Raw genomic sequence first — 22205 nt, forward strand, 5'->3', positions numbered from 1 at the left:
CTCAAGCCCCTGAAGTCGGCAGCACGCTCATGGGTAGAACCACCGAGGCGTTGCTGTCTGTGATGAAGGAAAAGGTGATGCTGTCCGATGCCAGCCGCCGCCGGTTCAGCCAGCGGACCTTGGTGTTGGCATTGAACTTGGCCCCGAGGCTTGGCGTAACGCCGAACCTGGATTGACCCTCCGGCGCGGCAGGAAACTCGCCGGTAAGGCTGTGGATCGCATAGCTGCCGTCATCGAAGAACGCGATGATGCGGTTGTGGGTAATGGATCCGGCGAAAGTGGCTTCGAACCAATCCCCAGCAACGCCAAGCACCGATGTTCCCGGCACAGCCTCGATCAGTTCGAAATCGTTCTCTGGCGATGGCGCCCAGAATGAATTGCGCCGACCCAGGCGACGCGCAACAAACTGGAAAAGTTCGTCAACCTCGTCGTAACCCAAGCCGTAAAACGTAGCTGAAACGGTATCAGCCACGAAACCGAACCTATCGACGGTCTGCGTCACGCCAATATCGAAGTCGATGACTTCTGCCAGAGCCGTTGCGGTGTGGCTGATCGCTTCACCCCAATTGGGGCGCTTCAGGAACAGGTCGCGCCCCGAGTATTGCGGAAAGACGTGGCCCGTGCCTGGCATGGAGAACCGGCCCGGAACGATTGCGGTGTTGATCGACAGGGTGAAAGTTTCGTCGGTGCGGTTCTCCATCGCCGGGTCTTGGGTGAAGCGCACGGGATAGGCGCGATGCACCTTCGCCCCGGCCGCGAAGCCAAACACCAACGGGGCGTCCAGCGTCACGACTGCGCCAGCCACGGATGACACGGCGCGGGCCTCGGTCGCGGCCCCATCGCTCAGGATCAGCGAGGCGCCGGGCACGATCCAATGCGGAACGGCGTCCAGTTCGATTGTTACCGACCCAGCCATGGCAGCGGCCGTCAAGGCGCGGTATGGGCCGGGGAATGCCATGGACCATTCGTCGTTGCGGCCCCGGATCATGTCGGCCCGAAACTGCCGTGCCAGCGCCCTGGTGGCCCGAGCCTGCCCGCGAAGGAATGCCCGAGGCACGGCCCGGAGGCAGTCCCGTTCTTCGCTGCCGTCGCGGAACTGCCGGATTTCCGTCTTGTAGTCCAGTTGCAGTTCGACGCCGTTCCGCCAGTTGAACGCAAGCGGAACGATGTTGGCGTTTCGGGCTTTGGCCGTTCCGATTGTCATACCAGTGCCTTTTTGATTTGCGGCGCCAGCATTCTGATCTTGTTGACGAACAGCTTGTCGGCCGATGGCGCCGACAGAATGGCTTGCGCCGCGCTGTCCGTGTCGAACACGTTCAGGATGCTCATGTTGGATTGGGCCGCGCCGACGTTGGCGATGTGGCGCGGGTTGTCCTCCGTCAGAATTTCCTCGCCGCGCTTCAGCTTGGCGGGGATTTCACCGGGCTTGAACCCTGCGATGCCACCCTCGTGGTAGACGAACGCCTTGCCAGACCATGCCGGTGCCGCACTCGTGGCCTTGCCGCCGAGCGCACTGGCCGCCGTTCCGATGGGGCCGCTGATCCCGGCCAGCGCGTTCAGGATCGCTTGCTTGATGATCATCTGCCCGATCTGGATCAGGAAGTCCGAAGCGAATTTCAGGAACGCCGTGCCCAGGGCCTTGAAGCCCTTTTCACCGTTCGCCAGCGATTCCGCAAAACTCATAAAGGCGCCGGTCAGCCCGTCCGCGAAGCTGGAAACCGCACCTTCGAACTGCTGCGCGTTCAGGCCGAAGGCTATGATCTTGTCATTGCCAGCCGACAGGCTCATGCGCTGGGTTTCCAGCTTGGCGATGGCCGCGTCAGCTTCCGGGCCGCCAATCGCGGTCCACATCGCAATGGCGTTGGTGATCGCTTCCCGAAGCTGCTGGTTCACGCCTTGAAGCGTCTCGCCAAGCCGCGCCGCGCCGGTCATGTCCCCCTGTTCCCGCATCATCTGCTGCTGCTCCAGGAGGCTTTGCCGCAGGTCGTAAAGCTGGTTTACCCGTTCTTCGGCGTCCTGGCGGCCCTTCGATGCGTTCTGCGCGTCCCATAGCGCGGCAGCCTGCGCCCGGACTTGTTCAAGTTCCTTGGCGCCGATCTTCGGGTTCTCGGCCTTCGCGTCGCGGATCGCGGCTTGGATTGCGGCTTCCCGCTCCTTGCCAGCGTTGATGCGGCCCTGCTGATCCAGTTCGAAGGCGCCATCGGCCAGCCGCTTTGCCGTGGCTTCGGCTTGGTCCTTCGCCAGTTTCGCGGCTTCCACGGCCTTTTCGTGCAGAGCCTCGCCCTCGGTCGCGGCATAGGCGTAGACCCGTTGCAGCGCCTCGGCGCGGTCGATGTGGCCCTTGAACAGATCGCCCTTCACAGCGTCCGTCACGTTGTCCACCACGCCACCAGCGGCCTTGTCGCTGGCATCGACCTTGCGGGCATCCCCGGCCAGCACAGCGGCGTAGATTTGGGGCAGGGCGTCGCCCGGCTTGACGCCATGGTCGATGAGATACTTGCCCACGGCCGCGACTTGCGCCCCGACACTCATGCCTTCCGTCACGCCGTATTGCGCGCGCTGCGGCTCACCCCATTGGATCAGGCCGATATGTTGCCCCCACTTGGTCGTAGGCCCGGATTTCCATTTGTCGAGCGTGCCGCCCGTCTCGAACGACATGACGGCCAGGAGGTCGCGGGCCGATACGCCGAGTTGCTTCGCCACGGTGTTGGTGGCCTGAACGAGTTCACCGAGTTCTTGCCCCGTCGCGCTTCCACGCCCCGCCACATATTCGGCTTCCATCCGCGCCGTTGCCATCGGATCGGGGATTGTGGCGAAGCCTTGGCCCCAAAGGCCGAACACCTCCTTGATCTTGCTCCAATCCCCGGACTTTGCTGCTGCGACCAACGCTGTAAGCGCAGCAGCGTTCAGTTCAGTGACCCGCTTCAGGCGTTCCATTTCGTCGGTCAGGCCAGGGATTTTCTCCTTCAGCGCGTTGATCGCGTCGGTGTAGTTCGTGGCTTTCTTCGTGTCCTCAAGCGCGGCGTTGGCTTCATCCGTCGCGGTCTTGAAGCCCAAGAGTTCCTTCACCGTGTCGCTGATCGTGCCGCCAAGGGCGATAACGATGCCACCGGCTTCTTCCATGCGCGTGCGGATTTCAGCCATGGATTGCCCCGCTTCGCCGCCACCGTCGGCAATAGACAGGAGATTGGTGATCAATTTTTTCAGGAAATCGTTGTCCGTCCTGCTGTAAACTTGGTTCAGCGTCTCGGTGAATTTTTCCAGCGAAACACCGCCGCCGGTAAAGGCCGCTGTGATTTCCCGAACCGCCTTGGCATCAGCCTTCAAGCGGGCCTTGTCGCTGTTGCCAATCAACGTGCCTACGTTGAAGTTAGAAATGGCGTCGTCCAGCACATAGAGGGCGCCCCTCATGCGCTTCATCGCAGCCTCCCAGGCTGCGCTTTGCGTGTCGAGGTTTTCCAGTGCGCGGGGCAGGGAGATGGATTGCGCGACTTTCCGAAGGCCCTCGGCCTCGGTCTTGGCCGAGTTGTAGGCTTCCTGCGTTTCGGTCAGCAGGTTGTTGTGCATCTCGATTGCCGCACTGGCGTCGTCAACGCTGGTGATCCACGCCCCCACGGCCGTGATGATGCCCGTGATCACGAGGCCGGGCAGGCCGCCAATCGCGGCCCAGAGCGCCCGCATTGCGCCTGCCGTGATGACGGCCGCGCCGCGCAGCAGGGTCAACCCGCCTACAAGGGCGCGCGTCCCAAGTGCCATGCCACGGCTGGTCGCGGCGGTGGCGGCCAATCTAGCCCGTAGAGCGTCGAGCCTGCCAATGGTATTGTTGACCGCGAAGAACAAGATGCGCTGCGCCCGGCTCATGTGACCAACAGCCGCGACGCCTGCCACCATCTGCGCCGTGAACCCGCCAAGGGCGGCAATACCGCCTTGCACGCGCGCCGTGATTGCGAGGAAGAACTTGCCAAGGCCGACGGCGAACAAACCGGCCGCTGCTTGGGCAATCAGGTCGATATGCTGGACGGCAATCACGAGTGCATTGGCGAACGCGCCAACGGCCTCGCCCACACCCCGGAACAAATCCTTGCCGTCAGCACTGGACGCGAAGGCGTTGAAGTTTTGAAGGGCTTCGCGCAGCGCCGGGATGAAGCCTTTCGCCATTTCGATGCGGGCGTTGTAGACGCTGTTTTCGAAGCGCCCAATGTCGGTGGTAAGTGAGTTGAGCGAAGCCGCGAGTTGCGGCCCGAAGCGGTTCGCCATTTCACGAGTGAACTTGAGCATGTTGCCTTCGGTGGCGAACAACTCGCCTTCTCGCATCATCTTGTCGAGTTCGCCCGTGGTCTTGCCGATGGCGTTCGCCAGGATCGAGAACGCACCGGGAAGCCGGTTGCCCAACTGGCGCCGAACTTCTTCGGCAGAGAACTTACCCTTGGAGACAATCTGTTCCAGTGCGGTGAAGGTGCCGCCGAGTTGTTCGACGGACAGCTTGTTCACCCGCCCCGCCTCTGCCACGGAGATGAACATTTCGCGCACGCTTTCTTGCGCGAAACCGGCCTGTTGGGTTGCGATGGCGAACTTGCCGTATTGCTCGGCCAGAGTGGGGAAGGCGATGCCGAGGCGTTCGGCTTCGTTCCGCAGCCACAGCACTTCTTGCGCCACGCGCGCCGTGTCTTGCGCAAACACCGCGCCGAGGCGGGACTGAACGCTTTCGAGACTGCGGAAGGCGGTCACAGATTCCTTGACTTGCCCTATTGCGCTGTTGAAGCTGAGATAGCCCGTCACCAGCCCGGAGATTTCAGCGGACAAGCGCGACGCAGCGCCCGCCGCCTCGCGCTTGGCCTGCGTCGCCCGGTTGATGGAATCCGTGTATTGGTTCGTCGCCCCGGCCGCATCGCGGGCCGATGAGGTGGACCGCAGACGGGCCGCGTTCAGCGCACCTTCCGCCGCCGCGCCGTTCCGGGCCGCCGTGGTGCTGGCATTGCCGCTTGCCGCCAGGTTGGCGGCGCTTCTTGCCGCTGCTGCGGCGGCGCGGTCTGCGGCGGCCTGCTGTTCAACGTAATTCTTCTTCGCTTCGCGGGCCGCAGCGATGATGCCCTTGAAGGCATTCACCTGCTCCGTGGCGTTGCCGCTCAGGGTCTTGAGCGCATTACCGAGCCTAGCGGCTTCCGACTCCAGCAGCTTCCATTCCTGCTTCGCGGCCTGCGCGGTGCGCTGCTGTTCTGCCACGGCTTCGGCGGTCTTCCGCATCGCCTCCGCGACTTTGGGTTGGGCGAAGCCGCCAGAGCCATTGCTGTATTTCCCCAGCGCCGCGACAACGCCTTGGTTGCGCTGAAGTTCGGCCGTGGCCTTTGCCGTGTCCCGCGCAAGGTCGATCTGCTTCCCGCTCAGGGTGGCGGCACCAGCGCCAGCGGCCCGCAAATCGTTTTGCAGCGCGGCAAGGGCCGTGTTCTCCGCGCGAATGTCGGTTCGCAGCGACAGGGTGGCATTGCCGACTTTCGCAACCTCCGTTTCAAGACCTTGGTGGGCCTTCGCCGCAGCGTTCACCCGCTGGGTGACGGTCGTGATGGCGGTGTTGAGCGACTTCACTTCGGCCGTCAGGGCTTTGGACTCGTTCGCAACGCCTGCGGAATAGCCCGACTTGTCGGCCACGGCCTGCTTGTGAGCCGAACGCAGGAAAACCCCGGCCGAAGTTGCGGCCGGGCCGGAGTTCGGCGTCTTTGCCAGTGCGGCGTTATAGGAATCCACCGCAGCCTTTGCCGCTGCCACCTCGTCTTTGTGCCGCTTCGTCTCGGTGCGGATTTCGGCTTGCCGGGACTTCGCAGCAGCGAGACGCTGGTTCAGCGCGTCTTGGGCGTCCCGCATTTCCTTCAACGCGGCGGCCGACTTTGCGGCCTCGTCGCGTAGCCTGTTGAACGACGTTTGGTTGTTCGACAGTTTGGCGGATAGCTTTTCCACGGCATCACCGGACGCCTTGATGTGGGTCGCAGCCTCGTTGAAAATCTTCAATTTGGCGGCATCGGTTTCCAGCTTGCGAATATCAGCCGAAATCCGGCCGATATTCTTGTCCGTATTACCGATTGCCCGGAAGCCGTCGGCTGCCTTCTTGGCGTCAATCTCGATCTGTTTCAGGGCGTCAGAAATGGCCCGCGCCTGCTTCGACGCATCATCCTTGGCCCTGATCTTGATTTCAACGTCTCTGCGCGCCATGACGGCCCTTCTCCTTCCGAACCAGATCGCCCATGTCGATCTTCGAAGACCCAGGGTCGTCTTCGCCGCTCAACTGTTTGACGAGTGACGAGAAATGCTTGACCGCAGCTTTCCCGCCGTCTTTCCCGAAGGCCGCGACGGCTGTGGTTATCGCGGCCTGCATCAGTATCGCGTCGCTGGCCCGGTCACGATCCAGCCGCTCGACGCAAATCCCGGCTTCCTCGTAGACCATGGACACGGGGTAATCCGGGGCTGCGGCATGGCCTTGGCTGACCAAGAGGCTGACGTTACGCCGCAAGTCCCAAATCCAATGGGCCAGCGTCTCGGGGCGCTTCAGCCCTGGCCCACGCCCTTCATTACGCTGAGGGCCAGAGCGATCAGCTTTTTTGGGTCGAACCCCGCGTTGAACGTGAGTTCACCGATCTTTTCGAGGCAGGCCATTTGCGTGCCGGTCGGCATCGCCATGATCACATCCATCGGCGTTGGGCGCCCCTCGGCTTCCTCGTATTCCGAATAGGCGTCGGTCGCGGTGGCGATGATCTGGGCAACGATGACCGGGGCACTTTTCAGCAGGCTGACCCCGATACCGCTCACCTCGATTTCGCTGATCGAATCCGGTTCGCGGCCCCGGAACTGCTCGAACAGCAGGTCCATTGCCTCGGCGTTGATCTGCATCAGATCGGTCATGTCGTTCAGCGAGAGGCCGCGAACGGTGGCAACAACGTCGCCACCGTCAATGACCTCGGCGCGCTTCAGGGTGTATTTCAGCGCCATGTCATTTCCCCCGCGTTACGCCGTGACGGCCCGGCCGTCGGCGTAGAGGGCTTCACCGCTATCCGGCTTCAGCACCTCGACGGTGAACGGGATTTGCTGCCATTCGTCGGACTTCAGGGCGTAATCGCCATTGGGCGACAGGGAGACGGACGGCAGGAAGTAGTCGATATTGTCGCCTGTGGGGTTGAATGCGACGAAACGCAGGGCGCCTTCGATGGGCGAGGAACCCGAGATGATCCGCGTGCGGGTCGATGCCGCCACGGTGAACGTCACTTCGATGGAGTCGCCCGCAGCCAGTGCGCCGCCTTCCAGGATTTCGATGCGGCCCAGAGCGGTATTCAGAACGTAATCCGTGCCAGCGGCGAGGGCGATGTTGCTGGGCAGCGCCACCTTCTCGACAACGAAGGTGGTGTCGGGCGGGCCTGCGACGCCAGGATAGATGACTTCCCGCGCGCCCGAGGGGTTCAGGGCGGTCATGCCAAGCTGGTAGAACATGCCCGGCTCCACCCCGTCGAACGTCTCGGTGGTGGTGGCCTGCGCCACGGTGAGCGCGTCGGTCGAACCGAAAAAGAACAGCGCGACGTTCTGGGGTTCCACGTTGTCGGTCACGAGCGAACCCGAACGGGTGATCTGAAGGATCACGCTGCGGTCCTTTTCGCGGATGCCACGGTCGGACGAGAAATGCTCCAAGTTCTCCGACTCGAACGTCAGGTTGAACTCGGGGGTATTGCCCAGATAGCGTTCGCCGCCCAGGGCCTTGGTGACGGGATCGCGTCGGGCGAAGTAAATCTCGCCACGGCCGAGGGTATAGTTGTTCGTGATCGGCATTTTACGGTTCCTTCCGCGTGATCAACAAAAGGGTGAACATTGGTGCAAGCCAATGCTGGGCCTAGCGGCCTACGCATTTCCTAATCCACATTTAGTTGATTGGCAATTTAACCGAAAGGATTTGCCATGTCCTCAACTATTTTAATGTCGAGGATCAGATAAAAGACGCCATAGTTCGATACTTCCTCGGTCGGCCTGACGACCGGCGCACCGATTCGCATTTCCAAGAGCCGCCCGCCCATGCCAAGAATATCCGGCGCGCCCGGCCTGCGGGTCTGCGTTTTTGCCAATTCGAGGGCCAAGGCACGTTGCACATCGGCGGCGAGAACATAGGCCCAATCGCACGGCTCATTGTCACGATCATTCTTGGCCCAACCTTGGATCAATACTTCCCATTGCGAATCCCGGTTGTGGTTGTCCGGGGCGCGGCGTTTCCCATTGTCGTGGGCCACTGGCGGTTCAACCAACGACACCAATGTGCCCGGATCATCGTCGCCAATGAACAGGCGGCCGCGCACAACGCGCTTGGTTCCATCGGCTTCGGTGGACAGGTCCATCTGATAGCCGTTTGCCGGGGTGATGGTTTTCAAAACCTCAGTCAAAGCCGTGAGGATTTTGAGTCTGAACGGGGGATTTATTGCGGGCATTTCAAATCTCCATTTGTCGCCAGAACTCGGCTTCCAACATTGCGGCTACGCGCGGGCTAATATCTGTCGCAACGCCGCCTGCGTTTTTTTCGGAGTGCAGGACTTGGGCGACCGACGGCCCGTAAAGCAACCATAGATTATTGCCCAACCGCGTTGGTTTATAGCCCGGAGGCGCCTTTCCGTTCTTCGTTCTTACGGCAAGGCCAAGGTTTGATTTCGCGTCCAGGTCGGCGTTACCGGCCCGTAGCCTGATCAGAAACGCGCCCTTCATAAGCCGCACTGATCCGGGGGCCACTTCGACATGAACCCCGGCCTTCTTGCGGCCAGCGGTATAGCTTTCCTTGGCAAAACGGGACAACGAGGTGTTGCGCGACCTCGCGCTAATCGTCGCTTCGAGATTGCTTCGGGTGGCATAGCGGCTGATTTCCAGGCGGCCATTGCGGGGCGCGACGTAATCCTTCGGGAAATTCACGCTGCGCAGAACTTCGTCGGCCGCCAGTTTCCGGCCGCGCCGGGTCGCGTCGTTCACCGCGCGGCGCGCCGACTCCGCGATCTTGGCAGGAAGTTCGTCAATGGACTGGATCGCTTCCAGTCCTTCGACAACGAGAATGAAGTTCTCGGCCATGGCGCCCCCGGATCACAGGACAGCGGGCACCGGCAGGCCCGCGCTGTATTCCTGATCCAGCGGCGTCACGGCCCAGGTTTGGGTCAGGTCGTCGCGCGGCTCGGAATTGTCGAGTTCATAGGCTTCACCGGCTTCCACCGAGACGATGCCGCCACGGCGCAACACCACGGCCAGCGCCTCAAGTTCTTCGATGAGGAACACCAGGCGCGGGATGGGAACGCGACGCTCGACCATGCTTCCGCTTTTCGTGGGGGTGTCCATGCCGGTGGGGTCAATAGTCTGGTGGATGCGAACCGTCAGAGCCACCGGCACCGCGTTGGGGTTCGCCAAATAGAGCGCCGCGACCTTGGCACGCTCGTGCAGGTCGCGGCGGGCTTTCCGCTGAATTTGGCGGATCGAGCGCATCAGGTGTCTTTTACCTTCGTCGCCGGGGCCGCTGCCACGCTTTCTACCTTCGGCGCCGGGGCAGCCGCCGCAAGTTCATCGGCGCGCGGTTGGCGGGCCGCGCCCAAGGCGTCGAACTGGCGCGCTTCAGCGGGCTTGCATTCGAAGCAGGTGCCGGGCGCAATCTGAACTTCTTTGCCATCGGTGCCGCGCGTCAGGATGGTGGTGATCGCAATCATCTTCGCCATTGGGTTCACCTCAGATCGTCAGATCGCCGTCGCCCTTCGCCGGGGTAGCGGCGGGCGCTTTGGCTTGGGTCGCGGCTTTCGCTTGCACCGGAGCGGCAGCGGCGGGCGCTTTGGCCTGCGGCACAGGTTTCGCTTGCGCCGGGGCGGGTTCAGCCAATTCCGGGTCCGACTCGGGTTCGGCCCGGCCGAAGTATTTGCCGCGAAGCTGGGCAATCTTGGCTTCTTCGTCGGTCGCTTCGCGCACCGCGCCGAGCGAGATGGCGCGCTTCACGTCGATGTGGTCCGGGGCTGCGAATACCGCGCCGGGTTCAACGGTGGACGGCGAATGCTTGCGGCCGAGCGCAACAGCCGTCAGGGCGATGAGGTTCATGGTCAGGTTCCCTTTTTGCAACATTTTGTTGAACGGCGGCCCGTGAACCGCCGTTCAGAAAGGCCGTGGATCAGGCCAGCACGCGGGCCTTGAACTGCCGGTTCGGCTTGGTGTTGATCGGCAGGAAGCTGGCCTGCGCCATCAGGTGCCGTTCACCGGGGTCTTCGGTTTCCCACATCTTGACGAAGACTTCCTCGGCCACCATCCCGGCCTCGATTGCCTTGGTGTCATAGATCGGCCCGGTCGCAACGATGCCCTGCGAACCCGGCGCGACAAGGAGGATGTCCTTCTCGTTGAACAAGTCCACGCGGGCCTTGCCGCCGCCGACGGTCGGAATGTCCACCGTGTCCTTGTAGGTCCAGACCTTCAGGCCAGAGTCCAGTTGGCCGATGTATTGCATCGGCTGGTGGATGCGCTGGATGCCACGGTTGATCGACACATCTTCACCGCCGCGATAGCGGGTGTCGAGCATGTCCTTCACCTGGTTGTTCTTGCGGAACAGCGGCGCGACCTTGGCGCCGACGATCAGGTCAGAACCCGAACCGCCGCCATCCGCCAGATACATGATGTTCAGCCATTCTTCCAGGTCATCCAGGATCGGCGTCGCCGGGTCATCCCAGAAGTCGGCCAGCAGCGTGACGTTCTGGTTCGCGGCACGGCCGAAGTTCAGCAGGACGCTGGGGTTGGCCGCGCCCTGATCCCGCTCGTAGTCGATCTGCACCGAGGCGTCGATGAAGGCCCGTGCCGCCATCCAGGCTTTCCGCATGTGGATCATGCGGCGGAACCGACGGTCCAGTTCAGCGACACGCGCGTCAAAGCGTTCTTGCAGCGAGGGCGGTTCGCCACCGTTGCGGAAGATTTCGGACGGCTTCAGGTTGCGCGCGTCCTCGGGCCGCACCACGCCTTTCGGCTTGATGTAGGGCAGGCGGAACGCTTCGACGCTTTCCGCTTCGCTGTAGCTGATCGGGCGGCCCTGTTCATAGGGCAGCACGAACGGCGCCAAGAAGCGGTCGGCTTCTTCCAGATCACCGAAGCGGATTTCGCCGTCCTCGGCATACGGCCCGGCGGTGAAATAGGTGTCGAGGAAGTGCGACGGCACGTCGTCCATGCGGTCATCGCGCCGGAGTTCGTAAAGGTCGTTGGGGGTCCAGAGTTCAATCGGCATTGGGGAGTTCCTTGCGCTGGGTCGATACGCTTACGGGTTAGCGACGGTTGCGCCGCGATACCGCACGCGGACCACGATGTTGGTGGGGGTCGGGGCGCCGTTGAACGCGGCCAGCTTCTTGGCATCCGTGTCGAACGACGCGGGCCAGTTGAGCATGTCCAGCGCGACGGACGCCGCGATGAGGACCGGCCCGCCCAGAAGCGGCGTAGCGCCAACGGTGATCGGGGCCAAGGTGATGCCGATGGCCTGAATGTCATCCGCCGGATCGACGGAGCCGGTCAGGGCGGGAACCAGATTGCCCGAGGCATCTTCACCCACCGGGGTGTAGGCTGCGATGGTCTGACTGGCCGCGAACTGCCGGTCCACGGTCACGACGTGGGGCGTATCCCCGGCAATCAGACCTTCCGGCGTCGGGCTGATGGTGTCGCTCCACTGGCCGGGCACACCGGCTTGATGGGCGAGATGGGGGGCGGTGATGGGCATGTTCTGCGCCTTTCCTTTGCTGGTGTGGGGGCCTTAGTTGGCTTTGGCGCCGTGGCCGATCATCGACAGGGCGCGCTGAGCGCGCTGCTGGGCCTTCGGCGTCTCGCGGCCGCCGTCGGCGCCGACATTCGGGTGTTCCGCCGAGTTCATGGCGCCCCGGAAGTCATTCGCCGCGCCTTCTTTGCCCTTGGGCGTCTTGTCGTCGGAGGCGGATGAGGCGCCCTGTTCCTTCGGCATCTCGGCCAGCATCTCGGCAATGGTGTCGGCGTCCAGCGCGGCGAACTTCTCGTTCGTCGCCATCTTCAGCGCCATGGCGGGCCGGGCCTTGCCTTCATCGCTGCCGAGGATGGTGGTGATGCGAGTGCGTTCCGCCTTGGCGCCCTCGGCCATACCGGCGGCGTGGCCCTCGGTCTTGCCTGCGGCGTGGCCCTCGGTGCGCGCGGTTTCGATGGCGGCTTGATCGACTGCCGCCGTGTCCTTCGTGGTCATTTGGTCGTCCTCCGTTTTGGACAGGTCAGCCGCGAAAGCGGCAATGGCGTCGTCAAGCGTGCCGATCTGATCGGCCAGCCCATTCGACACAGCTTCGGCAGCACTGAAGGTCAGGGCGTCGGTGTCCCGAACCGCCTTCTCCTTGAGGCTGCGATTTCGCGCCACGGTGGCAACGAAAATGGAATAGAGGTCATCGACGCGCGCTTGGATGCGGGCCTTCACATCATCGGGCAGCGCCTCGTAGGGGTTGCCATCGACCTTGTGTTTCCCCGCGTAAATCAGGGTGATCTTGTAACCCCACTTCTCCATGGCGGCAGATGCATCGACATGGGATGTAACCACGCCAATGGAGCCAACGCCCCCGGTGCGCGCGACATAGACCCGGCCCGGATCGGCGGCGGAAATCAGGCTGTAGCCCGCAGAATAGGAGTGTTCCATGGCGAAGCCCGCGATGGGCTTTTCGCCTCGGGCACCATAGATGTGATCCACCAGGTCGAAATTGCCCGCGACCATGCCGCCCGGCGTGTCAAACACCAAGGCAATGCCCTTGACCTCGGGGTCGGCCATGCCTCGGTCGAACGCGGCCCGGATGTATTCGTAGCCCGTGGCATAGCCGAAGAACTGATAGGGGAAATCCTTCAGCAGCACGCCCTTCACGGGGATATGCAGCACGCCGTTTTTCACGGCGTAGGGCCGGATCAACTTGGTGCGGTATTCACCAAGTTCGGTCCAGAAATCGCCGTTGGATGCAAACTCGGTGGACATGACCACGGGGGCGAGTTCATGCGAGGCGATGCCGTTCAGCAGCGCCGAAAACCGGCCCTGGGCCTCCGGGTTCACCAATGCGGGTTCGCAGTCGAAGCGTGCGAGAAACGGGTTACTCATCGCCCACCTCCTTCTCGTTCTTGTTGCCGCTCAGCGCGTTCAACGTGTCTTGGTTCTTTTCGCCCTGAAGCACCTGGTAGGCGTCTTTCCATTCCTGTTCCCGCTTCAACTGGCGAAGCTGTTTGCGCCAGTCTTGGCCCAGGCGGGCGTTCTCGATTTCCAGCGTGGAAATGCCGTTGTTCAGCCGCAGGATTGCGGCCTGAGTTTCCTTGAGTTCGTCAATCTGGCCGCGTGAAGCCCCGACCCAATCGCAGGCGGAATACCACTCCTTGTTCCGGCCCTCATACCAGCTTGGCATCCGGCGCCGGATCGACGTGATTGCGCCGTCATTCAGCATTTCTTCCATCCAGAGACGATAGATTTCGCTGGCGAAGCGGTCTGCGACGGCGCGCTTGATCGAGAGCATCCCCTTGTAGGTTTCGCTCATCGCGGCGCGGGCCGACGAATAGTTGGTATTGCTGTAATCCCGGCTGAATTGCTCGTAGGACAAGCCCAAGGCTGCGGCCATAACGCGGTTCAGCGCGATTTCGAAACTCGTGCCAAGCGGGCCACCTTTGCCTGCGCCGTTCAGGTTCAGTTTCGTGCCGGGCGGCAGATGCGGGATGCGAACCCCGTCGATATTCAGGTTCTTTGACCCGCCCATGAGTTCGCCCATGGTCTGATAGTGACCGGCCATGTAGCCCGTCAGCAGGCGTTGCACGGCTTCCGGCGTGGCGTCGCTACCGCCAAGCATCTGGAACACGGTGCTGGGGTCCAGCGTGTCACTTTCAATCGTCGCGGCGAACGTCGAGTTGAAAATGGCGTTCTGAAGCACGATCTGGCGGAACTGCTTCGACATTTTCATTTCGGGGATCGCGGCAACCATTGCCCCGAGGCCACGGCTTTGGGCGGCGCGACGCTGTTCGAAAATGTGCAGCATCTTCCGGCGCCCATGCTTGTGGCGCGCCTCGACATAGGTGAATTTCTGCGCTTCCGGCTTGCGGAACTCGCTGGGGTGGGCCTTGCGGATGAAATAGCCGATGGGCGCGCCGCGTTCGTTCAGCTTCACACCGAGGGAAACGCTGGCGTCCCCCAGCATGTTCGGCGGCGTGCTGAGCCGGTCGCTGTCGATCATCTGGATCGCCGTGGCAAACGGGCGCCCCGGTTCAGGCAACCACTCCACGGCGGCGAGGATTTCACCGTGAATCGTATGCTGCTCCACGGCCAGGCGAACCATGGCGGTCAGGGTATTCCGGCCCGAGGCGTCCATATAGGCTTCGAAGGACTCGGCATCGGCCGCGAACAGTTCTTCGACTTCCTCTTGGAACTCATCTTCCCAGGTCGTGTCTTCTTTCCCGAAAAGCCGCGCAGAGTTTGGCTTCGCGTTCAGCATGAAATAGCTGCCCACGATATTGTCTTTGCGGGAGTCGATACCGCCTTGCAGGAACGCATCGTTGCGGCCCAGATCGCGGGACCGCACGTCGGCCATGCGCTTCGCCGGGGCAATGTCCTGATCCGCAGAGCGCATCGCCGGGACGTAGTTCGCCAGTTCGCGGGAAAAGCGCGACGCGCCGCTAAATGAATCGCCCGCGATGGCGAGTTCGTTGCCCGCGCCGTCTGGCACCCTGAAACCTTCAGGCGCGGGTCCGTGGAACTCGCCCACGGACTCGGCGGCAGGGGAGAGGCCACCGCCTAGCAATTCGAGACTTTCGGGATCGAGGCGCCAGCCCATCAGAACCAAACCCTCATCGGGGCACGGGCCGCGACGGGGGTGAGGCCGAGCGCGTCTTCCAAGGATTTGATATAGGCCGCCAGCTTGTTGGCGTTGGCTTGGGCGTAGCGAACCAGTTCGCCGTTCTGATCCCTGAACTCAGCCACGGCGTCACCCGTCACGAGGCGGTGATACGCCTCGCGCGCCTCGGTCAGCATTTGCATCGTGACAGCCATTGGCCCGGTCCATGATCAGAGCAATGCCCCGATATAGCCCGAGTTCTGTTGACTGCGCAACAAATAGTTGATTATACAGAATTGGTCAACTAAATGTTGAATTTAGAGGAAGCCGTCAGCGATGCGCCGCAGATTGATGGGCGGCCCACCGTCAACCCTGATCGGGCCGGGTTCCTCGGGGGCGAACACGAAGATGTTCTCATCCCACGGCTTCGCCCATGCCGGTTCACCGTCGTTCCAGGTGATCCGCTCAAGGTTAATGTCGGGGTGAAGACACAGGCCCAAGGCGTAATACGACAAGTCCCAATCCTCGTTGCGACGGTTGGACGGGTTCACCCAGCCCTTCGGCCCGCGATCCTCGGCGGTGAGTTGCTTGAAAACCCAGATCGGGGTCCAAGCCGGAAAGCGCATCATGCCGCCACCGGGTTCAGCCCGGCCCAGCAGGGCGTTCAACTGGTCTTTCAGCAGGTTCGAATTGAACAGTTGCACCGGCACATCGCCACGGGCACCAGCGTTGCGATCCCGGCGGTTCGAGTCCGGGTAGCTGGTCTTGCGGCGCGGCGCGTCGCGGGTCGTCGTGCCTTTGACGAGATGGAAACGGCGGTGATAACCACGGCCTTCCGAGTCGTCGCGCAGCTTGCGCCAGAAGGTATAGGCGTTCGTCGTCACGCCGTCCTTGCCGCCGGAGTCGCATCCCGTGGCCTTGATTGCCATGCGGCGCCCCGAGCCATCGGCCAGAGGGTAAGACGATTCGATCACCTGCTCCACGATCAAGTCCCAATCCTCGGGGTATGACGCCGGGTCCAGCTTCGCGTATTGCGTGCCGCGCAAATCGTGCGGATCGAGACGGTTCGATTTGCGGATTTTGAACGTGTCGATCAGCGTCATGTCGTTGCCGGGGCCGAAGCCTGTGATCCGCACCACGAAAGCATCGGCCTGCACGTCGATTGTTGCGATGAGGAAGCGCACCCACGGCGGCACCATGGGTTCCCGGTCTTCGTAACGGTGGCCGCCGCCCCAATCCTCCACCCTGGTGCGAAGTTCCTCGGGAAGCCTTGCGTGTTTGTTCTTCGGCGGCTCGTAGGGTTGCCCCAAGTCGGTGTTAAGGCACTTCTTCAGTGCGCCGGTATCGCCGGAATTGTCCCATGCCTCCATGGCCTGAAGGTAGGACGTGACCAGACCGGCCCAGGACTGGAACCCTGCGGCCGCGCCGTTGAGCCAGAACGAAGCAATGTCGGACTTGCGGGCCGTGCCGCTGATAGAGCCGTCCGGGTTCCACTTCTGGCCTTCCTTCAGCCAGCGCCCGTTCCGGTTCAGATCATATTTCTGATCCGGCGTAATGATGCCACCGCAGCACGGCGCGACCATGACGGCGCCATTGGCCCGGTCGATTATGTCACCGCTGCCGGGATAGCTGAGCAATGCAAAGGTCGGTTCGAAGGCCGTGTCGCAGGCCGGGCAACGCCAATACCAGCGGCGCCGGTCGCCGCGATTATAGAGTTCAAGAATGCCTTTCGTCGGCGGCGCTTCATGCGGCGTTGCCGCGATCCAGTTCTGATCCACGACCTCGAAGCCGGGCGACGCCTCGGCCACGGTCATGCCGAACCGCTTGTATGTCGTGGTGCGCTTTCGGGCCAGATCGAACGGATTGCCCTGCTTTTCCACGTCCTGTTCCATGCGGTCGTAATCCGCCAACCAGACATGGGGCACGGTCTTGCCAGACAATTCGGTGATCGAAGGCCAGCGGACCATGAGTTGCATACCGGACTTGAACCACTTATCGAAGATGTTGTTCTTGCCGGGGCGCAGCATGGCTTGGAATATGCTCTGCTTTTCGCCGGGTTTCTTGGCGCGAATCACCTTCATAAGATCGCGCTGTGACCACTCGCTTGCGACGCTTTGCGTCATTGCGTAATACAACATGTCTGACGGGTCACAGGCCGCGCTATATCCCAGCCAGTTGAACGCAATGTCCGATTTGCCGGTTCTCGCTGGCCCGGCGAAAATCATCGCGGTGAAATCGAGCGAGGTCAGTTCGTCCATGGGTTCGCGCATGTAAGGCGTTTTGTCGTGGTCCCAAAGACCGACATACGAACCTGTGTTGTTCAGGTAGCGATACTTTTCCGCCCATTCAGAAACGGTAAGTTTTTCAGCGGGCCTTACCGCCGTGATCGTGCTGCGGATCAGCGATTGAATTGTATGGCGCAATCTCATTGTTCACCCCCATCTTCCAATTCGGATTCTTGGCTCGGAAATTGTGCCGATCCGGTGCAATAGCTGTCGATTGAGTCCCCGACACGGGCCAAGAGGTCACGGGACAATTCGTCAAGGATGGCGCGCTGTTCGTCGGTGATGCCCGAACTTTCTTCCACGGTGTCGGTCCACAGAAGCACGGTATCCTTGATCAGTTTCAGCACGTCACCGAACGCGGCTTGAACATCTTCGGATCGCCACAATTCGCGCGCAATGAGGCGGGCCTTTTGCTCTTTTAGCCGCGCACTCCAAAACTCGGATCGCAGGCGTTCCGGCAAGTCCTTCGGTTCGAGGTTCTTGATGTAGTCTTTGACGCTGACACGCGGCGGCACCATGAATGCGGCCGCAACCCGGAAGTCGTAAATCTTCGAACTGTTCGGCCCCATCCGCAGAATGGGGCAGCGCGCCAGCAGCTTTTCCACATCCTTCCGGGGCTTGAGGAAGGCTTGAGCCAGCCAGTTGATCGTCACGCCACGGTCGAGTTCGTGGACATGGCTGGGCTTGAGCGTGCGGAAGTCCTTACCGCTTGGCGCGGGCGGCGCGTATTCCGTGCCGGGGTCGAAGTCGTCCTCCGGCTCTGCGCCCAGCAGATCAGCGAAAGCGTTCGTCATGCCTGGGCCTCATCCATCCATCGCTGCACCAGGTCGTCACGCCAGACGGAGTTGTGCCCGATCTTGATCTGTGCCGGGAAGGAGCCGCTGGAAATCATGCGGTAAATCGTGGCCCGGCTGAGCGAGGTCAGCGCCTCAATCTCCTTGATGCGCATGAATCGGTAGCTCGGTTCGGCCATGTGTCTCACCCTGTCGCAAGCTGCATCATTTGGTGCGTATTCAATACAAAGTGGAACAGATGTGTGTCAAGGCTGACTGTTCAATAAATGGTTGATCAGTTGTGCAGCGAGATGGTATGCAGATTTCGTGAGGCGGCAACGTGGACCCCAATGCGACGGCCAGTGTCGGGCTAAGGGTCGGAACCTCGGAGGGGCTTCCCGCATCACGACATGCTGTGTCCATGCAGGCGCAGGTTGGCGTGGTTCTCACTACCGGCGAGGTTTGAGTTCTGTTTTGCGCAGAAGAATAGTTTCTATTCGGATTCGCCGGACTTCAGTGCTTGCGCTAATTGGCGCGTGCCCTTACGGCCAACGTCAATTCTTGCACCATCTGGACCGAAAGAAGCTGATCCTGCGAAGCCCAATAATGCACCAAGGGCTTGCGTCCCCTCATCGGCCGAATTGCTCGGTTGAGCGCGCTCGAATAACCCATGCGTTACACCCTCGATCCATTCGCTGGGGATTGCGCCTTTGCCTTCATGTTGGACTTCTAGCACGGTTTCAATGATCCAACTCGCCCGACTCAAATCGTAGTGAAACCGCTGCATGTCGCGCGCCGCCTTGGCATCAGCCTCGTAGAACGACTTGAGCCATCCAGTGGCGTAGGCGGCGGCGGCAATGGCAACTATGCTGCCTATGATGCCACGGGCAAGTAGAAACCAGTCAATTGCAGTATGGGCTTCTTTCGAACTCAGAGCGGCAAAACTCTGGAAAGATAAAACACCAGCGGCGATGGACACAACTAGCGAGGCCGCAAAAACACCCCAACGCATGGCGATGGTTGCGTTGGGCAGTTTATTGGTAGAAGCCTGATCTTTTGCGCTTTGAGTCAATGCTTCCATTAATCGTCTTCGCTCTGCCATGTGGGACTGCAGGGAAAGTTTCTTTCGCTCCAAATCAATTAATTCTAACGCTTTGCGATGTTCTTCCAGACGCGCATTCTCGCGTTCAAGGGCCTCGCTGTCGGCCGCAGCCCTTCGTTCATCGGTCAACTTAATCTGATCATTTAGCGAATCCAGCATTTGACGATGAGTTGCGGAAAAGTCATCAAGGAGAATTTTGAATGCACTTGCGCTGGATGTTTCATCGCTGTAGTTAACGTCAGGGACCGAACCTCCAACTATATCCGAGACGAGTTGAACATCTTTTTTGCGACGCGCCCATCTCCCTGAGTTTTCTCCGAAATGGATGACGAACTCGTCATATCTGGCGGATGGCATGAGAGGGCTGTGTGGTGCAGATAGGATTTGGCGGCGAAATTCAACTCTTAAATTTACGCCAGCCTCTATTGACATTGTTAGGTCGGCGGAATTAATGCCGTATTTTCCCTTCAATTTTCTTTTATCTAAATCTTCTGTGGAAAACTCAATATTCTGGAAGTATTTGTAAGTTATGTTGGCATCAATTGATGGGAACACCTTCCTTATGCGTTCCATTGTTTCAATGAGTGTCGCATCGTCAATTCTATTGACGCGTCGAACGATTTCGTTACTCATTTCATCACCTAATGTTTGGCCCTGTATGATAGTATTTTTGTTTGGAGTGGAATAGTGTCAGCATTGCCATTGTTGCGCGGGATGCGTGGCGCATCGCTCGCAACAATCCTCGCTCGCATCTAACAGGTGCAAACACAGATTTTCAATAGGATCAATTATCTTCTCGTGCTTGTATGTCATCCCTTGAGCCTCTTATCCCAACAAGTCGCGGAACATCTCGATCTTGTCATGCGGGGCCACGGCTTCCTCGGCCTGCGATTCCCGCTGGTCCAGAAAGTCGGCCCAGACCTGCATCATGCCGCGCCGCTGCCGCAGATATTGCGCCGAGTTGTAGACCCCACGAACCCCACCATCGACATGAGCTAACTGCATCTCGATCCAGTCCCGGTTGAACTCGGCTTCGTTGAGCCATGTCGAGGCGGTATGCCGAAAGCCGTGAACCGTGGCCCGGCCGCTCAGCCCCATGGCGTATAGTTCGCCCAGCATTGCATTTTTTGCCAGTGGCCTGCCAAGGTCCATCTCGTGCAACGGAAAGACGAATGGGCCGCGCCCCGAAATGGATCGCATTTCATTCAGCACGGCCACGGCCTGCCGGGACAGTGGGACAAGGTGTTCCCGGCGCATCTTCATCCGCTCAGCCGGAATGCGCCACAGCGGCTCATCCCCGTCCAGCGCGTCAAACTCGTCCCAAGTAGCAAAGCGCGTTTCTGCGGTGCGAACGAAGGTCAGCATCGTAAAACGCAGGGCGCATTTGAGTGAGATGTTCACCGTTTCCCGCGCAAGAACATCCGCGTAAATCGTCCGAAGTTCAGGCGCCGCCAAGGAACTGCGGCGCCCTTTGCCGGGCCGCTTGGCGAGGGCTGGCGTTACGATTGAAGCGGGGTTGACCTGCACCAGTTCTTCCGACGCGGCAAAGACAAAGACGCCTGAAATCATCTGCACCACGCGGCGAGCCATATCTATGGCACCCCGGTCCTCGACGCTGCGGGCCACGGCGATGATTTGCTTCGCCGTAACACCGTCGATTGCAATGTGCCCGATTGCTGGGAATACATCTCCGGTAAGGCGGGCAACGATCCGCTTGGTGTATTCCGGCACCCAAGCAGTTTCATTGTTCTCAATCCAGCGTTCCGCAACGCTACGGAACGTCACTACGGCCTCGGGCGCCGGGGCAGGGGCTTTGCGCTGGCGCGGATCGCGGCCCGCCGCAATATCGTCCTTCACCGCATCACGCGCCTCGCGTGCTTCCCGCAGCGACATGGCGGGGTATCGCCCCAAGGCCATGCTACTGCGTCGCGCGCCGAATCTGTAATCCATCCGCCAAGATCGCGTCCCGCTCGGGGTGACTTCCAGATATAGCCCTTCGCCGTCGAAGACCCTGAATGCCTCGGCTTCGGGCTTCAACTTTCGAATTTTCAAATCGCTCAACATGTGCGTGTCTCATCCCGGAGGTGGCGTATTTCGTGCCGATTTTTACGCCAAATCGCTGCGCTTCTCTGCGGCGCCATGATGCGGCGTGAGACAATGGGATCAGAAAATCCGTTTAATTTCAATGATATTGAGATACAATTTGACGCCGTGTGATCCGTCGTGAGACGTTGGCGGGGGAGGCAGGCAGCCTCCCCTCGATGCCTCACGCCCCGAAATACGGCGCGAGATGGGCGCGCACCCGGTCCAGCACGGTGGCGCCTTCCAGATCGGGCACGAAAGTCTCGCCGGTGATCGCCTCGAAAGCCTGAATATAGACGGCGCTCGTCGCCTCGATCATCTCTGCGGGGATCTCGGGGATGGTATCCTTGTAGGGGTCACAGCGCGCCGCGACCCAGGCGCGGATGACATCCTTGTCAAAGCTCGGCGGCCGCGTCCCGTCGCGCAGGGCAGTCTCATAGCCATCGGCCAGCCAATAACGGCTGCTGTCCGGGGTATGGATCTCGTCCGCGAGCAGGATATTGCCGTCCAGATCCACGCCGAATTCGTATTTCGTATCGACGAGGATCAGCCCGCGCTCCGCCGCCATCTGCTGCCCGCGCGCGAACAGCGCCAGCGCCTTGGTGGAAACCTCGTCCCATTGTGCTTGGCTCAGCAGGCCCTGTTCCACGATCTCGGTGGCAGTCAGCGGCTCGTCATGGCCACCGTCGAAGGCTTTCGACGTCGGCGTGATGATCGCCTGCGGCAACGCCTCATTGTCGCGCAACCCGTCGGGCAGGGTATGGCCATACATCTGCCGCTGCCCCTTCTTGTAAAGCGTCAGCACCGAGGTGCCGGTGGTGCCCGCCAGATAGCCGCGCACCACGATCTCCACCGGCAGGATGGTCAGCCGTTTGCCGATCACCACATTGGCATCCGGGTAGGCCACGACGTGATTGCCGCAGATATCGGCGGTGCGGTCGAACCACCAGCGCGCGACCTGCGTCAGCACCTGCCCCTTGTAGGGGATCGCCGCCAGAATCCGGTCAAAGGCGGAAATCCGGTCAGACGAGATCAGGATGCGGCGGCCCTCGGGGAAGTCGGGAGTCGGCGGCAGGTCATAGCAATCGCGGACCTTGCCGAAATAGGGGTTGGGCAGTTCCGGGATACGGGCTTCGGTCAGAACACGCAT

The 22205-nt window shown here is 61.1% G+C and carries 21 protein-coding genes; all 21 read right to left on the bottom strand.

Annotated features, from left to right (window positions below; translation table 11 throughout):
* Position 1: 1 nt before the first annotated feature.
* The 21 genes from D2N39_RS11655 to D2N39_RS11755 all read right to left on the bottom strand — a co-directional run bounded on the left by D2N39_RS11655 (position 2) and on the right by D2N39_RS11755 (position 22205).
* A complete protein-coding gene (locus D2N39_RS11655; protein ID WP_119134945.1) occupies positions 2–1204 on the bottom strand; it encodes a hypothetical protein in 1203 nt (400 codons plus the stop codon).
* The gene (locus D2N39_RS11660; RefSeq protein WP_119134946.1) at positions 1201–6204 is read right to left on the bottom strand and encodes a tape measure protein; all 5004 of its coding nucleotides are present in this window, start codon (positions 6202–6204) and stop codon (positions 1201–1203) included. The genes D2N39_RS11655 and D2N39_RS11660 overlap by 4 nt, the downstream gene beginning before the upstream one ends.
* A complete protein-coding gene (locus tag D2N39_RS11665; RefSeq protein ID WP_147373477.1) occupies positions 6185–6442 on the bottom strand; it encodes a hypothetical protein in 258 nt (85 codons plus the stop codon). The genes D2N39_RS11660 and D2N39_RS11665 overlap by 20 nt, the downstream gene beginning before the upstream one ends.
* A gap of 95 nt (positions 6443–6537) precedes the next feature.
* Positions 6538–6978: a phage pre-tape measure protein gene (locus tag D2N39_RS11670; protein ID WP_119134948.1), complete on the bottom strand. Its 441-nt coding sequence runs from the start codon at positions 6976–6978 to the stop codon at positions 6538–6540.
* A gap of 15 nt (positions 6979–6993) precedes the next feature.
* Positions 6994–7806 carry a phage tail tube protein gene (locus D2N39_RS11675; RefSeq protein ID WP_199725244.1) on the bottom strand — a complete coding sequence of 271 codons (813 nt, stop codon included), beginning with the start codon at positions 7804–7806 and terminating at the stop codon, positions 6994–6996.
* 107 nt (positions 7807–7913) lie between these two features.
* On the bottom strand, positions 7914–8453 hold the full coding sequence (locus tag D2N39_RS11680) for a hypothetical protein (protein ID WP_147373478.1): 540 nt from the start codon (positions 8451–8453) through the stop codon (positions 7914–7916).
* A 1-nt stretch (position 8454) separates the two neighbouring features.
* Positions 8455–9078: a hypothetical protein gene (locus D2N39_RS11685; protein WP_119134950.1), complete on the bottom strand. Its 624-nt coding sequence runs from the start codon at positions 9076–9078 to the stop codon at positions 8455–8457.
* 12 nt (positions 9079–9090) lie between these two features.
* Positions 9091–9483: a hypothetical protein gene (locus tag D2N39_RS11690; protein WP_119134951.1), complete on the bottom strand. Its 393-nt coding sequence runs from the start codon at positions 9481–9483 to the stop codon at positions 9091–9093.
* Positions 9483–9710 carry a hypothetical protein gene (locus tag D2N39_RS11695; RefSeq protein ID WP_119134952.1) on the bottom strand — a complete coding sequence of 76 codons (228 nt, stop codon included), beginning with the start codon at positions 9708–9710 and terminating at the stop codon, positions 9483–9485. The genes D2N39_RS11690 and D2N39_RS11695 overlap by 1 nt, the downstream gene beginning before the upstream one ends.
* Before the next feature lie 10 nt (positions 9711–9720).
* Positions 9721–10080: a hypothetical protein gene (locus D2N39_RS11700; RefSeq protein ID WP_119134953.1), complete on the bottom strand. Its 360-nt coding sequence runs from the start codon at positions 10078–10080 to the stop codon at positions 9721–9723.
* 70 nt (positions 10081–10150) lie between these two features.
* Positions 10151–11245 carry a major capsid protein gene (locus D2N39_RS11705; protein WP_119134954.1) on the bottom strand — a complete coding sequence of 365 codons (1095 nt, stop codon included), beginning with the start codon at positions 11243–11245 and terminating at the stop codon, positions 10151–10153.
* A gap of 30 nt (positions 11246–11275) precedes the next feature.
* Positions 11276–11728 carry a head decoration protein gene (locus D2N39_RS11710; RefSeq protein WP_119134955.1) on the bottom strand — a complete coding sequence of 151 codons (453 nt, stop codon included), beginning with the start codon at positions 11726–11728 and terminating at the stop codon, positions 11276–11278.
* 33 nt (positions 11729–11761) lie between these two features.
* Positions 11762–13102: a S49 family peptidase gene (locus D2N39_RS11715; RefSeq protein ID WP_119134956.1), complete on the bottom strand. Its 1341-nt coding sequence runs from the start codon at positions 13100–13102 to the stop codon at positions 11762–11764.
* Positions 13095–14813 (bottom strand): phage portal protein, encoded by a 1719-nt coding sequence (locus D2N39_RS11720; RefSeq protein WP_119134957.1) that lies wholly within the window; start codon positions 14811–14813, stop codon positions 13095–13097. Before D2N39_RS11720 ends, D2N39_RS11715 begins: the two co-directional genes overlap by 8 nt.
* The gene (gpW, locus tag D2N39_RS11725; RefSeq protein ID WP_119134958.1) at positions 14813–15028 is read right to left on the bottom strand and encodes a gpW family head-tail joining protein; all 216 of its coding nucleotides are present in this window, start codon (positions 15026–15028) and stop codon (positions 14813–14815) included. Before gpW ends, D2N39_RS11720 begins: the two co-directional genes overlap by 1 nt.
* A 102-nt stretch (positions 15029–15130) precedes the next feature.
* Positions 15131–17242, bottom strand: coding sequence for a phage terminase large subunit family protein (locus D2N39_RS11730; RefSeq protein WP_119134959.1), 2112 nt, complete (start codon positions 17240–17242; stop codon positions 15131–15133).
* On the bottom strand, positions 17239–17892 hold the full coding sequence (locus D2N39_RS11735; protein WP_119134960.1) for a hypothetical protein: 654 nt from the start codon (positions 17890–17892) through the stop codon (positions 17239–17241). Before D2N39_RS11735 ends, D2N39_RS11730 begins: the two co-directional genes overlap by 4 nt.
* A complete protein-coding gene (locus tag D2N39_RS11740; protein ID WP_119134961.1) occupies positions 17889–18071 on the bottom strand; it encodes a helix-turn-helix transcriptional regulator in 183 nt (60 codons plus the stop codon). The genes D2N39_RS11735 and D2N39_RS11740 overlap by 4 nt, the downstream gene beginning before the upstream one ends.
* A gap of 293 nt (positions 18072–18364) precedes the next feature.
* Positions 18365–19606: a hypothetical protein gene (locus D2N39_RS22680; RefSeq protein WP_147373479.1), complete on the bottom strand. Its 1242-nt coding sequence runs from the start codon at positions 19604–19606 to the stop codon at positions 18365–18367.
* Between the two features lie 192 nt (positions 19607–19798).
* On the bottom strand, positions 19799–21037 hold the full coding sequence (locus tag D2N39_RS11750) for a tyrosine-type recombinase/integrase (protein WP_119134963.1): 1239 nt from the start codon (positions 21035–21037) through the stop codon (positions 19799–19801).
* 202 nt (positions 21038–21239) lie between these two features.
* The gene (locus tag D2N39_RS11755) at positions 21240–22205 is read right to left on the bottom strand and encodes a phosphoribosylaminoimidazolesuccinocarboxamide synthase (protein ID WP_119134964.1); all 966 of its coding nucleotides are present in this window, start codon (positions 22203–22205) and stop codon (positions 21240–21242) included.

The sequence above is a fragment of the Gemmobacter lutimaris genome (assembly GCF_003570715.1).
GTDB lineage: Bacteria > Pseudomonadota > Alphaproteobacteria > Rhodobacterales > Rhodobacteraceae > Gemmobacter > Gemmobacter lutimaris.